This window comes from Magnetospirillum gryphiswaldense MSR-1 v2 (genome assembly GCF_000513295.1).
Lineage (GTDB): Bacteria > Pseudomonadota > Alphaproteobacteria > Rhodospirillales > Magnetospirillaceae > Magnetospirillum > Magnetospirillum gryphiswaldense.
Genome location: NC_023065.1, coordinates 3,796,820 through 3,810,273, shown reverse-complemented (window position 1 = coordinate 3,810,273; position 13,454 = coordinate 3,796,820). Strand labels below are relative to the sequence as shown.

Here is a 13,454-nt window from a genome sequence, read left to right as displayed (position 1 = left end):
CCATGGCCTTGGACGTCAAACGCTTTGTCGCCCGGTTCGTCGAGGAAGCCCGCGACCATCTGCGCCGCCTCGAGGAAGGCTTGAGCCTGTTGGCCGGCGGCAGTGCCGATACCGAGGCCATCAACGCCATCTTCCGCTCGGCCCATACGGTCAAGGGCTCGTCGCGCATGCTGAAACTGACCGCCATCACCGAAACCGCCCACAAGGTGGAAGACGTGTTGGGGGCGTTGCGCGACGGCAGCCTGAAGCCCAGCCCCGATCTGTGCCGGCTGTTGCAGCGCGGCGTCGATGCCATGGCCGCCCAGGTGGATCAGGTGGCCGAAACCGGCACCCCGTCGCCCGCCGATGCCGATCTGTGCGCCGCCCTGACCCAAGTGCTGGCCGGCGGCGAGACCGCTCCCACCCCGTCGCCGCCAGCGGAAGCGCCGCCGCCACCTCCACCGCCGCCCGAGGTCAAACTGAAATCGGCGGAAACCGTCCGCGTGCAATTGTCCAAGCTGGACGAGTTGATCAAGCTGATGGGCGAGGTGGTGTCCAGCCATGCCCGCCTGCGCCAGCGTCTGGTCGATTTGCGCGGCATCGACCGCGCCGCCGGTGAAACGGCGCCGTTGCTGCAAACCTTCGGCCGCGACCTGCGTGACGATGTCTTCACCCAGGAATTGCTGATGGAGGAGCTGCACAAAAAGGCGCTGATCATGCGCATGCTGCCCTTGTCCATCGTCTTCGAGCCGGCGGCGCGGATGATCCGCGACCTCGGCCGCTCGCTCGGCAAGGACGTGCAATGCGTCACCACCGGTATGGACATCGAACTGGATCGCCAGTTGATCGACCGCCTGTCCGACCCCATCGTCCATCTGCTGCGCAACGGCGTCGATCACGGCATCGAAAGTGCCGAGACCCGGCACGCCGCTGGCAAGCCTGCGCACGGAACGCTGAAATTGTCGGCGCGCCAGGACGGCGGCTTCGTCGTCGTCGAGGTCAGCGATGACGGCGGCGGCCTGCCGGTGGAGTTCATCCGCGACAAGGCGGTGAAGAAAGGCCTGCTGACGCCGGAACAGGCGCAAGCCATGACCGAGACCGAGATCATCGACCTGATCTTCCTGCCCGGCTTTTCCACCTCGTCCATCATCACCGATGTCTCCGGTCGCGGCGTCGGCATGGATGTGGTCAAGCGCTGCGTCGTCGACGACCTGCAAGGCTCCATCGCCGTGGAAACCCGCCCCGGCCAGGGCACCACCTTCGCCATGCGCCTACCCCTGTCGCTGGCGGTGATGCGGGTGCTGCTGGTGGAGGCGGGCGGCCAGACCTTCGGTTTCACCGCCCAATATGTCGCCCATCTGCTGGACGTGGCCGATGATCGCATCATCACCGTGGCCGAACGCAAGGCGGTGATCATCCAAAACGAATTCGTCCCCGTAGTGTCGCTGGCCGAACTTCTGGGCCTGCCCGCGCCCGCCGTCGCCCGGCGCGGCGGCAACCTGCTGGTGGTGGTGCGAGTGCGCAACGAAAAGCTGGCGCTCAAGGTCGGGCAGTTGCTGGACGAGCGTGACATGGTCATCAAGCCGCTGCCTGAACATCTGCGCCAGTTGCCGCTGGTGTCGGGCATGGTGATGACCGGACGCAACGATCTGGTCAGCGTGTTGCAGGCCTCGGCCTTGCTGGAGGCGGCACGGCGTCAGCGCGGCGGCGCCACCGCCATGACCGCGCCCGATGGCGGGCGGGCGGGTATCCGCGTGCTGGTGGTGGACGATTCGCTCAACACCCGCGAGATCGAAAAGGACGTGCTGGAAGCCCAGGGCTTCATCGTCACCTTGGCCGAGGATGGCCAGGACGGCCTCGACAAGGCCCGGTCCGGTCATTTCGACGCCGTGCTGACCGACGTGGAAATGCCCAACATGGACGGCTTCACCCTGACCGCGGCGCTCAGGCGCGAGGATCGCTACCGGGATATTCCCATCATCATCATCACCTCGCGCGAGAAGGCCGAGGACAAGCGGCGCGGCATCCAGGTGGGCGCCGATGCCTATATCGTCAAGGGCGATTTCGATCAAAGCAATCTGGTCGACACGCTGAAAAGTCTGCTGGGGTAAAGGATGGGCGCGATGAAGATTCTGGTGGTCGACGACGACGTCCTGGCCGGCGAGATGACGGCGGCGGTGCTGGAGGATGCCGGGTACGGCATCGTCCTCGCCGAAAACGCCATCGAGGCCATGGAAAAGCTGAACGACGAGGCGGGCATCGCCTTGATCGTGTCGGACATGAACATGCCCATGGTCAGCGGCATCGACCTGTTCCGCGACCTGCGCGAGCAGGGCGTGGACATTCCCTTCATCCTGCTCACCGGCGACGCGCCGGGGCCGCTGAAGGCAGCCGAGCCCAGGCTGGATGATTGCCTGACCAAGGACTTCACCTTGGAGACCTCGCTGATCCAGTCCATCAACGCGGTGATGGCGCGCCGCGCCTGAGACCTGGAAGCAGAAGCACGACCATGGAAAATCGATCCCCCTCGTTGCGCGAAAAGGTCAAACAGCTTCGCCGCACCTTCGTCGACAAGCTGCCGGGCACGCTGGCCGAAGCCCGCCGCCTGTGCGACCTGCTGGTGCGGGTGCCGTCCGACGATTCCACCTTGGATGATCTGTACCGCACCTTTCACAGCATCAAGGGCACCGCCGCCTCGTTCGGATTGCTGGAAATCAGCGCCGAGGGCGCCGGCGGCGAGCAATTGGTGTTGCAATTGCAGGGTCTGGAAGGCGGATCGCGCGGACAACAATTGCCGGCACTGCTGCCCGGCTTCCAGCAACGGCTGGAACGGCTGGAGGAGTTGTGGAAGCTGGCCCGCCAAGCCGATGAAAGCAACAGCAGCCCCGAATCCCCCAGCTTCGACCTGGGTAAGGAAGGGGCCAAGGCGGCAAGCAAGAAATTGTTCATCTGCGACGACGACGAAGCGCAGGCCGAGATTTTGGCGGCGCAATTGTCGTGCTTCGGCTATGGCGTGACCATCTTCACCAGCCCGGACAGCATGCGCGCCGCCTTGCTGGTGGCGCCGCCCGATGCGGTCATCATGGACATCGTCTTTCCCGGCGGTGTCAACGGCACCGACGTGGTCGCCAATCTGCACCGGGAAATGCGGGCGCCGCCGCCGGTGGTGTTCGTCTCGTCCCGGCGCGATTTCGAGCCGCGCCTGCGCGCCGTCCAGGCCGGCGGCGAGGCCTATTTCCCCAAGCCGGTCAAGGCCATCGAACTGGTGGAAATCCTCGATTCGCTGACCCTGGGACAAGAGCCGGAACCGTTCCGCGTCTTGGTGGTCGACGACGAACCGGAAGTGGCCGCCTATCACAGCTTCATCCTCGAACAGGTGGGCATGACCACCCGCCTGCTGCACGAACCGGCGACCATCTTGGACGTGCTGACCGAGTTCAAGCCCGATCTGGTGCTGATGGACATGTACATGCCCACCTGCACCGGGCGCGATCTGTCGCGGCTGATCCGTCAGGTGCCGGAATTCATCAGCCTGCCCATCGTCTTTCTGTCGAGCGAGACCAACAAGGTCAAGCAGGTGTCGGCGCTGCGCGTCGGTGCCGAGGGCTTTTTGACCAAGCCGATCCAGCCTGAAGACCTGATCAGCGCCGTGGCCATCCGGGCCGAACGCATGCGCACGCTGCGATCCTTGATGGTGCGCGACAGCCTGACCGGATTGTTCAACCACACCTTCATGTCGCAATTTCTGGAAACCTCGCTGGCCTCGGCCCGACGCGACGACGGCATGTTGTGCTTCGTCATGATCGACGTCGATCATTTCAAGCAGGTCAACGACACCTACGGCCACCCCGCCGGCGATCAGGTGCTGGTCGCCCTGGCCCGGCTGCTGCAACAGCGCCTGCGCAATTCGGATATGGTCGGGCGCTATGGCGGCGAGGAATTCGCCGTCATCTTGCAAGATATCGGCACCGACGAAGCCAGGCGCATCGTCGATGATCTGCGCGCCGATTTCGCCAAGGTGCGCTTTACCGCCGGCGACGGCGACTTTTCCTGCACCTTCAGTGCCGGCATCGCCGGCTATCCGGGCAAGGCCCAGGCCGATCTGTTGCTGGAAAGCGCCGATCAGGCGCTGTACGTGGCGAAGAAATCCGGTCGCAATCAGGTCCAGGTGGCGCCATGACCGACGACATGTCCCCCGACGACGACATCCTTGCCCTGGATCAGGTGCTGGCGGTCAAACGCAGTGCCGCCGGGCCGGTGGTCGATGTGGACGAACCATCGGTCAAGCTGGTGGTTTTCGTCCTCGGCACCGACTGGTTCGCCTTTCACGGCGAGCGCATCAAGGAAGTGCTGTCCGATTGCCCGGTCTATTTCCTGCCCGGTTGCCCGCCCAGCCTGGAAGGGGTGATCAATGTCCGCGGCGACATCGAATCGGTGATCCGCCTGCGCGTGCTGCTGCGTCTGGCCGAAGACAACGGCGCCATGACCGGATCACGTATCCTGCTGGGCCAAGGCGCCGCCATGCGCAGCGGCATCCGCGTCGACCGCGTCGAGGAAGTGATGGATGTGCCGCAAAGCGCCATCCAACCGCCGCCGCATACCATCGCCGAGCATCTGCGGCCCTTGGTCCTGGGCATCGTGTCGTTCCAGGACCACATGGTGACGGTGCTCGACCTGGAACGCATCTTCCAGGATTACCGGGCCGGGGGCCTTTAGGTCGTGGATCTGACCGGACATGGCGTGCGGATGGTGCGTTTCAGCGCCGGCGGCCACGCTTTCGCCGTCGAGGCCCGCCACGTCCGCGCCATGCTGACCACTGCGCCGGAACAGGCACGGCAGGCGGAAGATTTGCTGGGGCTGGCTCTGCTGCCCGGTCCGCGCCGCTGGCTGGTGATGGAAGCCGACGGCGTCCCCCACTGCATCGAGGTGGCCGAGCCGGTCCGGTTACAGGTCATCGACGCCCAGGATATCCACCTGCCGCCGCCCCTGCTGGCGGCCCGACTGACTCTGCCGGCCCTGATCGCCATCGCCTTCGATCACCAAGGGCCGGTGCTGGTGCTCGACCCGCTGTCCCTGTTGGTCAGATAAAGCAACAGCCGGCCCCAGGACCTGGGACCGGCTGCCATGGAACGGATCGGAAAAGCCCCGATCAGGGCCGACCGATGCTGATATAGGTGAAACCGGCTTCCTGCATTTCCACCGGGTCGTAGACATTGCGCAAATCCACCACCACCGGGGATTTCAGCGCCGCCTTCACCTTGGACAGGTTGAGGGCGCGGAATTCATTCCATTCGGTGACGATCACCAGGCAATCGGCCCCAGCCAGGGTGGTATAGGCATCGTCGCAATAGGTGATGCCGGACAGCATCTTCTTGGCTTCTTCCATGCCCTCGGGATCGAAGGCCTTGACCACCGCCCCGGCTTCCACCAGTGCCGGCACGATATCCAGCGACGGGCTGTCGCGCATGTCGTCGGTGTTGGGCTTGAAGGTCAGGCCCAACACGGCGACGGTCTTGCCCAAGACCGAGCCGCCGCAGGCGGCGACCACGCGCTCGGCCATGGCCTTCTTGCGCTTGTCATTGACATCGACCACGGTCTCGATGATGCGCAAGGGGGCGCCGAAATCCCGCGCCGTCTTGACCAGGGCCAGGGTGTCCTTGGGGAAGCACGAGCCGCCATAGCCGGGACCGGGATGCAGGAACTTCTTGCCGATGCGGCCATCCAGGCCGATGCCCCTGGCCACGTCATGGACGTTGGCGCCGACCTTTTCGCACAGATCGGCGATTTCGTTGATGAAGGTGATCTTGGTCGCCAGGAAGGTGTTGCCGGCGTACTTGATCAGTTCCGAGGTGCGGCGCGAGGTGAAGACGATGGGCGTCTCGATCAGATAGAGCACGCGGTAAAGCTGCTTCATCACCGCCCGGGCCTTGTCCGATTCGGTGCCGATGACCACGCGGTCGGGCCGCATGAAATCGTTGATGGCCGAGCCTTCGCGCAGGAATTCCGGGTTGGAGACCACATCGAACTGGGCGTCGGGCCGGCGCTTCCTGATGATCGCCTCGACCTCGTCGCCGGTGCCCACCGGCACGGTCGACTTGGTCACCACCACCGTATAACCGGTCATGGCATCGGCGATTTCCTCGGCCGCGGCATAGACATAGGACAGATCGGCATGGCCGTCGCCGCGCCGCGACGGCGTGCCGACGGCGATGAATACCGCGTCGGCGTCCTTGACCGCCGCCTTCAGATCGGTGGTGAAGGACAGGCGCCCGGCCTTGACGTTGTCGGCGACCAGTTCGTCCAGACCCGGCTCGTAGATGGGCATGACGTTTTCGTGCAGCAATTCGATCTTGCGCACGTCCTTGTCGACGCAAACCACGTCGATGCCGAATTCCGAGAAACAGGTCCCCGACACCAGACCCACATAGCCGGTGCCGATCATGGCGATACGCATGAGGTGCGATCCTTAAAGGTTAGAGCATGTTCACGCGAAGCGTGGATATGCGATGAGCCCGGAATCGTAGACGTGTGCCCCGCACACGGTGGCGCCTGCCCCCCCGGCACGGGCCATTCGCACGTCTAGAATTTATACTTGGCCAGGGCTTCGCGCACGGCATCGCCGGTATCCTCGCGCTCGAGAGCGAAGGCGATATTGGCTTCCAGCCAACCCACCTTGTCGCCGCAATCGAAACGCTGGCCGTCGAAACGCAGGCCGTGAAACGGCACCATGCCGATGGTCTGGCTGATGGCGTCGGTCAGCTGGATTTCACCGCCTGCACCCTTTTCCTTCTTGTCGAGGACGTCGAACACCGCCGGATGCAGGATGTAGCGGCCGATGATCGACAGCGTCGACGGCGCCACCGCCGGATCGGGCTTTTCAACCAACCCCTTGGCCTTGGCGACCCGACCGTTGTCGTGTTCCACATCCAAGATGCCGTAGCGCTTGGTGTGTTCGCGCGGCACGTCGGTGACGGCGACCACATGGCCGCCCAGTTCGGTGTGGGCGGCGACCATCTGCTTCAGACACGGGGTCTTGGCCAGGATCAGGTCGTCGGGCAGCAGCACGGCGAAGGGCTCGTCCTCGACCAGATCGCGGGCGCACCACACGGCGTGGCCCAGGCCCAGAGGCTCGGTCTGGCGGGTATAGCTCATCTGACCGGATTTAGGCATCCACGAGGTCACCGCCTCGACCAGATCGAACTTGCCGCGCTCCTTCAGCGTGCGCTCCAGTTCAGGGTTGTGGTCGAAATGGTCTTCCAAGGCGTTCTTGCCGCGACCGGTGACAAAGATGAAATGCTCGCAACCGGCGGCAGCGGCTTCTTCCACCGCGTATTGGATCAGCGGCTTGTCGACCACCGGCAGCATTTCCTTGGGCATGGCCTTGGTTGCGGGCAAAAACCGGGTGCCCATGCCGCCGACGGGAAACACTGCCTTGCGAACACGACGTGCCATGTACCAGCTCCTAGAATTCGTTAATCCACAATGATGGTGCGGATGGCCGCTGTTTTGCCATGGCCTCGCGCCGGACGCAACGAAAGCGTAGGATTTTTACGACAACAAGCGGTCGCGGGCCTGGTTCAGCCGCGCCGCGATCCAGGTCGAACCACCGCGATCGGGATGGTTGGCCTCCATCAGCCGGCGATGCGCCGCCTTGATGGCGGCCACATCGGCTTTAGCATCGATACCCAGGATTTCGCGGGCTTCCTCGAGGCTCATGCCGCCCGCATTCATCGGTGGGCCGGACGATGATCGGGGCGGCGGCTCGGCCCGCTGGCCCAGACCGCGCAGGCTTTTCCACACGGCATGGGCCTTGAGCGCGCGTTGCAGCCAGATCCACAGACCGGCGCCGATGGCGGCCAGACCGGACAGCTTGCCGGTCAGCACCAGAAACGTCCCGGCCAGCAGCAGCAGGCCCGCCCCCAATCCGGCCATCACCTTGGCGGCATGGCGAGGATGGTGGCGCTTGAGCCAGCCGAACAACAGCCAGGCGGCGGCGGCAAGGGCGACAAGAAGGGCAAGAGGCGCGAACATGATCCCTGGAGTATAAGCGCGAACGACCGGGATCAAGTATCCCGGCAAAAAATTCCCCCCGAAAAGCACGTGATCCCGGTAGGCGTTTTTTGCCCACCGGGATCACCATCCACCATCAGAAGGGCAGGATCACATCCAGCAATTGCTGACCATAGCGCGGCTGGGTCAGGTCGGAATTGACACCACGGCCGCCGTAATAGATGCGGGCCTCGGCGATCTTGTCGTAGGTCACCGAATTGGCGGACGAAATATCCTCGGGCCGGATGATGCCCTGGACGTTCAGTTCGCGCATTTCGTAGTTGACCCGGATTTCCTGCTTGCCGGCGATGACCAGATTGCCGTTGGGCAGCACCTGGGTGATGATCGCCGCCAGACTGACGGTCAGGCTTTCATTGCGTTCGGTCTTACCCGAATTGGTGTTGGTGCTGGTGCCGGTGGCCCCCACCAAGGTGGCCGGATTGACCGCGTCGGGCAAAATCTTGTTGAGCGAGTTCTCGAAGCCCAGCAGACCGGTGATACCGGCATCTTCCTCGGCTTCGCGCGACCGGGTCAACTTGCTCTCGAAGCTGGCGGTTTCGTTGGTGATGGCCACCGCCACGGTCAGGATGTCGCCGATTTCCTTGGCCCGCTGGTCCTTGAAGAACGCGCGCGAGCCTGGACGCCACAGGGAATTGGCGTTTTGCGGCGGCGCCACCGGCTGCGGCATGGGCATGACCACCGGTTGGTAACCGGCCCGCTGGGTCGGATCCTCGATCTTCGACACGGTGGGGCCGGAGCCCACTTCCGACAGCCGCGACAGGGCGTTGCACGCCGACAACGAGCCCACGGCCAGGGCGATCACGGTGGTGCGGAGAAGAATGCGGGAAATCATGATCGGTCGCTCCTGATCGAAACGGACTTAGTTGGACAGCACACGGGGACCGCCGGGGGTCACCGACACCAGGCCGGGACCTTCGACGACGGCTTCCACCGTGCGCTTGGATTGCAGATTGGTGATGCGGATGACGTCGCCCTTGCCGCCGGCCTCGGTGGCCTTGGCCTGGCTGGTCAGCGACATGTTGGCGGTCTTCAGCGTCACCGTGACCATGGCGTTGCGCTCCACCAGCACCGGGCGGCGCAGTTCGCTGGCCCGCAACGGCGCGTCGGCGCGTACCGGCTGGCGCGGCTCCTGACCGATGATCTGATCGACGTCGATGATGATGTCGCGCCGCGCCACGTCGGCACGCAGTTCGACCCACTTGATGTCGGCTTCGGTGATGATGTCGCCGCGGTTCAAGGGCCGCGCCAGCACCGGCACCTTGGCCACCGGGAAAAACCTGCCGTTGACGCGCTGACGCACGGCGTTGGGGCTGTTGGGGCTGTCGGCGGGCACCTCGACGGTGGCGGCGAAACGGTTGTTGCGGACATCGACGGCGACGTCGCGGATGGCGATCAGGCCCGAGACATTGGCCGGCACCATGATGTTGAGGGCGGAACGGTTGGAGACTTCCATCTCGAAGGCACCGGGCAGGCCTTCCATGGCCAGGGCGTCGCGCAGTTCCGCCTCGATCAGGCGCATGTCGACCAACTGACCGGGGCGTTCGATGACGATGCGGTCGAAACCCGAGGACGGCTGCCAGTTGATGGCGTTGGCCTGGGCCACGGCGGCCAGCCAGCGGGCATCGGCGACGATGCGCTTGCCCGGCTGCGGCGCCCCGGCCAGAACCACGTCAGCCTTGGCTCCCAGGTTGTCCCACAAATCACCCAACTTGACCACGTCGCCTTGGATGGTGGCGGTCTGCTTCAGGCTGACCGGCAAATCGGCGGCCCAGGCTTGGGCGGCGCAGAGGGTCAGGATGGTGGCGGCAAGGATGCGCTTCATGATCCGCCTCACTTCAGCTGGTTGATGGTGGACATCATTTCGTCCGAGGTCTGGATGACCTTCGAGTTCATTTCATAGGCGCGCTGGGCGCTGATCAGATTGGTCACCTCGGCCACCACGTTGACGTTCGAGGTTTCCAAGAAGCCCTGCAACAGCGTGCCGTAACCGGGCGAACCGGGATTGCCGGCCAAAACCCCGCCCGAGGCCGGGGTTTCCAGGAACAGATTGTCGCCGCGGGCTTCCAGGCCGGCTTCGTTGGCGAAATTGGCCAATTGCAGCTGACCGACCACGGTCTGATCGATGGAGCCATCGACCTTGACCATCACCTGACCGGAAGCGTTGATGGAGATGCCCACCGCGTTGTTGGGAACGGTGATGCCGGGCAGCACGGTATAGCCTTCATGGGTGACGATCTGGCCGGCTTCGGACAACTGGAACGAGCCGTCGCGGGTATAGGCGGTATCGCCCGAGGGAAGGCGGATCTGTAAGTAGCCCTTGCCCTGAATGGCCACGTCCAGCGTGTTGTCGGTGGATTGTACCGAACCCTGTTCGGTGATGCGGTAAACGGCGGTGGTCTTGACGCCCAGGCCAAGCTGCACGCCGGTCGGCACGATGGTGCCGGCGTCCGACGAGGCGGCGCCGACGCGGCGCAGGTTCTGATACAACAGGTCGCTGAACTCGGGCCGCCGCTTGGTGTAAGCGGTGGTGTTCATGTTGGCGATGTTGTTCGAGATGACTTCGACGTTGGTCTGCTGGGCCAGCATGCCCGTGGCGGCGATATTGAGCGAGCGCATCCTGATAACTCCTTCAAACGGGCATTAATTACGAGAGACGAAGACTTCCATGGCCTTCATCTGTCGTTCGTGTTCTTTTTCCAGGATGTTCTGCAACGCCTGATACTGGCGCAGAACCTCGGTCATCTTGGTGATTTCCACCACCGGCTGAACGTTGGATTCTTCCATCATCCCCTGGACGATGCTAGGCCGGGCGATGGTGTCCGGGTCCTGGGTGGTCTCGTACAGGCTGTCGCCGATCTTGCGCATGTCCTGGTCATTGGCGAAGCGCACCACCTTGATCTTAGCGACGATGCCGTTTTCGGTGGAAACCGAGCCATCGGGGGTGACGGTGATGCGGGTTTCGTTGGGGGCCAGGATGATCGGATTGTCGCCCGTGTCCATCACCGCCGCACCCTGGGAATTGACCAGCATGCCGCCTTCGTCCAGGCGGAAATGGCCGTTGCGGGTATAACGCATGCCGGCTTCGGTCTCGACCTGGAAGAACCCGTCATTGTGCAGCGCCAGGTCCAGCGGGTTGTCGGTCTTGGTGAAGGCACCTTCGCGGGTGTCACGCAGCAGGCCGATATCTTGCACGTAAGACAGCTTCTTGCCGGTGGCGCGGTCGGACGAGCGGGTGTCCATCAGATATTCGCGGAACATCATCTGTTCGCTCTTGTAGCCGGGCGTGTTGGCGTTGGCCATGTTGCCGGCGATGACGTCGAGCTGACGCCACAGGGCGTTCTGACGTGATAGCGCGATGTAAGATGTGTTTTCCATGATCGGATACCTGATTGCCAAACGAGCCAAAACCATCTTGCATTTGCCGTGCCAAGTCCTGGAAACCGCCGATTTCCGCCATTTCACTTTTTTGCACCCGCTCACTTGGCAAGGCCTGCCGGGCAGATATTGCCGCCTAGTCCATCTATGGCTATGGTCTGGGCGGCGGTCGGGCCTGGAGCCGGGGCAGAAGCCGGTGCAGAAGCCGGTTCCTGGGGCAACGTTCTGTTAACCCCGGAAGGCGTAGTTTAGAGGTCCGGGCGTGCGACCGGCCGCGACGCATGCGTGGACCTTATTTCGTCAGGCAGGGAAACATGGCCGAAGATCTGGAAGAAGATTTCGACGAAGGTGAAGGCCTAGAGGATCTGCCGTCATCAAGCTCGAAGAAGCCGCCGATCAAAAAGATTCTGATGATCGTGCTGCCCATCTTGCTGTTGCTGGGTGCGGGCGCCGGTCTGTTCTTCTCGGGCGTGCTCGACGGGTTGATGGGCAAGGGCGACCACAAGGCCGAAGCCCCGGTCGAGGCGCCCAAGGGCGACGCCCCCAAGGCCATCGGCCCGGCGCACTTTTATAACCTGCCGGAAATGCTGGTGAACCTGCAAAGCAACGGTCGCAAGCAGGCCTTCTTGAAGATTTTGGTCGCCCTCGAGCTGGAAAGCCCGTTGGATGAGCCCAAGGTGCAGGTGGTGCTGCCGCGCATCGTCGATTCGTTCCAGGTCTACCTGCGCGAACTGAGGGTCGAGGATCTGCAAGGTGCCGCTGGCATGCATCTGCTGCGCGAGGAATTGCTGACCCGCGTGCAGGCGGCGGTCAAGCCGGTCAAAGTAAACGATGTATTGTTCCGCGAGATGCTGGTCCAGTAGGCGAAGCACATGGCGATGGATGAAGATGGCGGCGAAAGCCGCTCGGCAGACGACGAAGAAGCCCTGATGAAGGAATGGGCTGCCATGGCCGGTGACGACACCGGCAGTGGCGGCGGCGAGGGCGGCGAGTCCGATGCCATGGCGGCGGAATGGGAAGCCATGCTGGGCGGCGGCGGCGGCGGCGACGAAGCCGACGACACGCCCAAGGATTCCACCCGCGTCCTCAACCAGGACGAAATCGACTCGCTGTTGGGCTTCGATGACGACCACGGTCGCGGCGACGACCGCTCGGGCATCCAGGCCATCCTCAATTCCGCCCTGGTGTCGTACGAACGCCTTCCCATGCTGGAAGTGGTGTTCGACCGTCTGGTGCGCATGATGTCCACCTCCATGCGTAACTTCACCTCCGACAACGTCGAAGTGTCGCTGGACAACATCCTCTCCTTGCGTTTCGGCGATTACCTCAACTCGATCCCGCTGCCGGCCATGCTGGCGGTGTTCAAGGCCGAGGAATGGGACAATTACGGCCTGCTTACCGTGGATTCGTCCCTGATCTACTCCATCGTCGACGTGCTGTTGGGCGGACGCCGCGGCACTGCGGCCATGCGTATCGAAGGCCGGCCCTACACCACCATCGAACGCAATCTGGTGGAGCGCATGGTCCACGTGGTGCTGTCGGACCTGTCCGCCGCCTTCGACCCGCTGTCGCCGGTCACCTTCCGTTTCGACCGTCTGGAAACCAATCCGCGCTTTGCCACCATTTCGCGCCCCAGCAACGCCGCCATCGTCGCCAAGCTCAGAATCGACATGGAAGATCGCGGCGGTCGCCTGGAATTGCTGCTGCCCTACGCCACCTTGGAACCGGTGCGCGAATTGCTGCTGCAGATGTTCATGGGTGAAAAGTTCGGTCGCGATTCCATCTGGGAGACCCACTTGGCGGAAGAGCTGTGGTTGACCGAGGTGCAGATGGAAGCCGTCCTCGACGAGCAGGTCATGGGCCTGCGCGACGTGCTGAACTGGAAGGTGGGGTCGAAGATCCTGCTGAACGCCCAGCCCAATTCGCCCATCGACCTGCGCTGCGGCGACGTTTCCATGTTCCGCGGGCGCATGGGGCGCAAGGGTCCGCATATCGCCATCCGCGTCGACGACAAGATCAAGGGCTAGGCC

14 protein-coding genes are annotated in these 13,454 nt (G+C 63.6%); 7 read left to right on the top strand and 7 right to left on the bottom strand.

Annotated elements, in window-relative coordinates; translation table 11 throughout:
• The first annotated feature begins 2 nt into the window (after positions 1-2).
• The 5 genes from MGMSRV2_RS18275 to MGMSRV2_RS18255 are packed head-to-tail and all read left to right on the top strand — an operon-like array spanning position 3 to position 5,067.
• Complete coding sequence (locus MGMSRV2_RS18275; protein ID WP_024081866.1) at positions 3-2,090, top strand: hybrid sensor histidine kinase/response regulator; 2,088 nt, start codon at positions 3-5, stop codon at positions 2,088-2,090.
• A gap of 12 nt (positions 2,091-2,102) precedes the next feature.
• Complete coding sequence (locus tag MGMSRV2_RS18270) at positions 2,103-2,465, top strand: response regulator (RefSeq protein ID WP_041633768.1); 363 nt, start codon at positions 2,103-2,105, stop codon at positions 2,463-2,465.
• A gap of 23 nt (positions 2,466-2,488) precedes the next feature.
• On the top strand, positions 2,489-4,159 hold the full coding sequence (locus MGMSRV2_RS18265) for a diguanylate cyclase (protein ID WP_024081864.1): 1,671 nt from the start codon (positions 2,489-2,491) through the stop codon (positions 4,157-4,159).
• On the top strand, positions 4,156-4,695 hold the full coding sequence (locus tag MGMSRV2_RS18260) for a chemotaxis protein CheW (RefSeq protein ID WP_024081863.1): 540 nt from the start codon (positions 4,156-4,158) through the stop codon (positions 4,693-4,695). Before MGMSRV2_RS18265 ends, MGMSRV2_RS18260 begins: the two co-directional genes overlap by 4 nt.
• A 3-nt stretch (positions 4,696-4,698) precedes the next feature.
• Positions 4,699-5,067: a hypothetical protein gene (locus MGMSRV2_RS18255; protein ID WP_024081862.1), complete on the top strand. Its 369-nt coding sequence runs from the start codon at positions 4,699-4,701 to the stop codon at positions 5,065-5,067.
• 61 nt (positions 5,068-5,128) lie between these two features.
• Here MGMSRV2_RS18255 and MGMSRV2_RS18250 read toward each other — a convergent pair whose 3' ends face one another.
• From MGMSRV2_RS18250 to flgF, 7 genes are all read right to left on the bottom strand, one after another.
• A complete protein-coding gene (locus MGMSRV2_RS18250) occupies positions 5,129-6,433 on the bottom strand; it encodes a UDP-glucose dehydrogenase family protein (RefSeq protein WP_024081861.1) in 1,305 nt (434 codons plus the stop codon).
• Positions 6,434-6,558: 125 nt separating this feature from the next.
• On the bottom strand, positions 6,559-7,431 hold the full coding sequence (galU, locus tag MGMSRV2_RS18245) for a UTP--glucose-1-phosphate uridylyltransferase GalU (protein ID WP_024081860.1): 873 nt from the start codon (positions 7,429-7,431) through the stop codon (positions 6,559-6,561).
• A gap of 96 nt (positions 7,432-7,527) precedes the next feature.
• Positions 7,528-8,010 (bottom strand): J domain-containing protein, encoded by a 483-nt coding sequence (locus tag MGMSRV2_RS18240; protein WP_024081859.1) that lies wholly within the window; start codon positions 8,008-8,010, stop codon positions 7,528-7,530.
• A gap of 115 nt (positions 8,011-8,125) precedes the next feature.
• A complete protein-coding gene (gene flgH, locus MGMSRV2_RS18235) occupies positions 8,126-8,881 on the bottom strand; it encodes a flagellar basal body L-ring protein FlgH (protein ID WP_024081858.1) in 756 nt (251 codons plus the stop codon).
• A 27-nt stretch (positions 8,882-8,908) separates the two neighbouring features.
• Positions 8,909-9,871 carry a flagellar basal body P-ring formation chaperone FlgA gene (gene flgA, locus MGMSRV2_RS18230; RefSeq protein WP_024081857.1) on the bottom strand — a complete coding sequence of 321 codons (963 nt, stop codon included), beginning with the start codon at positions 9,869-9,871 and terminating at the stop codon, positions 8,909-8,911.
• Between the two features lie 8 nt (positions 9,872-9,879).
• The gene (flgG, locus tag MGMSRV2_RS18225; RefSeq protein WP_024081856.1) at positions 9,880-10,665 is read right to left on the bottom strand and encodes a flagellar basal-body rod protein FlgG; all 786 of its coding nucleotides are present in this window, start codon (positions 10,663-10,665) and stop codon (positions 9,880-9,882) included.
• 24 nt (positions 10,666-10,689) lie between these two features.
• Positions 10,690-11,424 carry a flagellar basal-body rod protein FlgF gene (gene flgF / locus MGMSRV2_RS18220; RefSeq protein ID WP_024081855.1) on the bottom strand — a complete coding sequence of 245 codons (735 nt, stop codon included), beginning with the start codon at positions 11,422-11,424 and terminating at the stop codon, positions 10,690-10,692.
• Between the two features lie 314 nt (positions 11,425-11,738).
• Between flgF and MGMSRV2_RS18215 the strand changes: the two genes are divergently transcribed.
• The gene (locus MGMSRV2_RS18215) at positions 11,739-12,287 is read left to right on the top strand and encodes a flagellar basal body-associated FliL family protein (RefSeq protein ID WP_024081854.1); all 549 of its coding nucleotides are present in this window, start codon (positions 11,739-11,741) and stop codon (positions 12,285-12,287) included.
• 9 nt (positions 12,288-12,296) lie between these two features.
• Entirely contained in the window at positions 12,297-13,451 is a 1,155-nt protein-coding gene (gene fliM, locus MGMSRV2_RS18210) for a flagellar motor switch protein FliM (protein ID WP_024081853.1), read from the top strand.
• The last annotated feature ends 3 nt before the right edge of the window (positions 13,452-13,454 follow it).

What these genes read in the sequence shown, in the direction of transcription:
- MGMSRV2_RS18270 (WP_041633768.1), top strand. Translation starts at nt 2,103, where the DNA reads ATGAAGATTCTGGTGGTCGACGACGACGTCCTGGCCGGCGAGATGACG.
- flgG (WP_024081856.1), bottom strand. Translation starts at nt 10,665, where the DNA reads ATGCGCTCGCTCAATATCGCCGCCACGGGCATGCTGGCCCAGCAGACC.
- galU (WP_024081860.1), bottom strand. Translation starts at nt 7,431, where the DNA reads ATGGCACGTCGTGTTCGCAAGGCAGTGTTTCCCGTCGGCGGCATGGGC.
- MGMSRV2_RS18265 (WP_024081864.1), top strand. Translation starts at nt 2,489, where the DNA reads ATGGAAAATCGATCCCCCTCGTTGCGCGAAAAGGTCAAACAGCTTCGC.
- MGMSRV2_RS18240 (WP_024081859.1), bottom strand. Translation starts at nt 8,010, where the DNA reads ATGTTCGCGCCTCTTGCCCTTCTTGTCGCCCTTGCCGCCGCCGCCTGG.
- flgH (WP_024081858.1), bottom strand. Translation starts at nt 8,881, where the DNA reads ATGATTTCCCGCATTCTTCTCCGCACCACCGTGATCGCCCTGGCCGTG.
- flgA (WP_024081857.1), bottom strand. Translation starts at nt 9,871, where the DNA reads ATGAAGCGCATCCTTGCCGCCACCATCCTGACCCTCTGCGCCGCCCAA.
- MGMSRV2_RS18215 (WP_024081854.1), top strand. Translation starts at nt 11,739, where the DNA reads ATGGCCGAAGATCTGGAAGAAGATTTCGACGAAGGTGAAGGCCTAGAG.
- MGMSRV2_RS18250 (WP_024081861.1), bottom strand. Translation starts at nt 6,433, where the DNA reads ATGCGTATCGCCATGATCGGCACCGGCTATGTGGGTCTGGTGTCGGGG.
- flgF (WP_024081855.1), bottom strand. Translation starts at nt 11,424, where the DNA reads ATGGAAAACACATCTTACATCGCGCTATCACGTCAGAACGCCCTGTGG.
- MGMSRV2_RS18275 (WP_024081866.1), top strand. Translation starts at nt 3, where the DNA reads ATGGCCTTGGACGTCAAACGCTTTGTCGCCCGGTTCGTCGAGGAAGCC.
- MGMSRV2_RS18260 (WP_024081863.1), top strand. Translation starts at nt 4,156, where the DNA reads ATGACCGACGACATGTCCCCCGACGACGACATCCTTGCCCTGGATCAG.
- fliM (WP_024081853.1), top strand. Translation starts at nt 12,297, where the DNA reads ATGGCGATGGATGAAGATGGCGGCGAAAGCCGCTCGGCAGACGACGAA.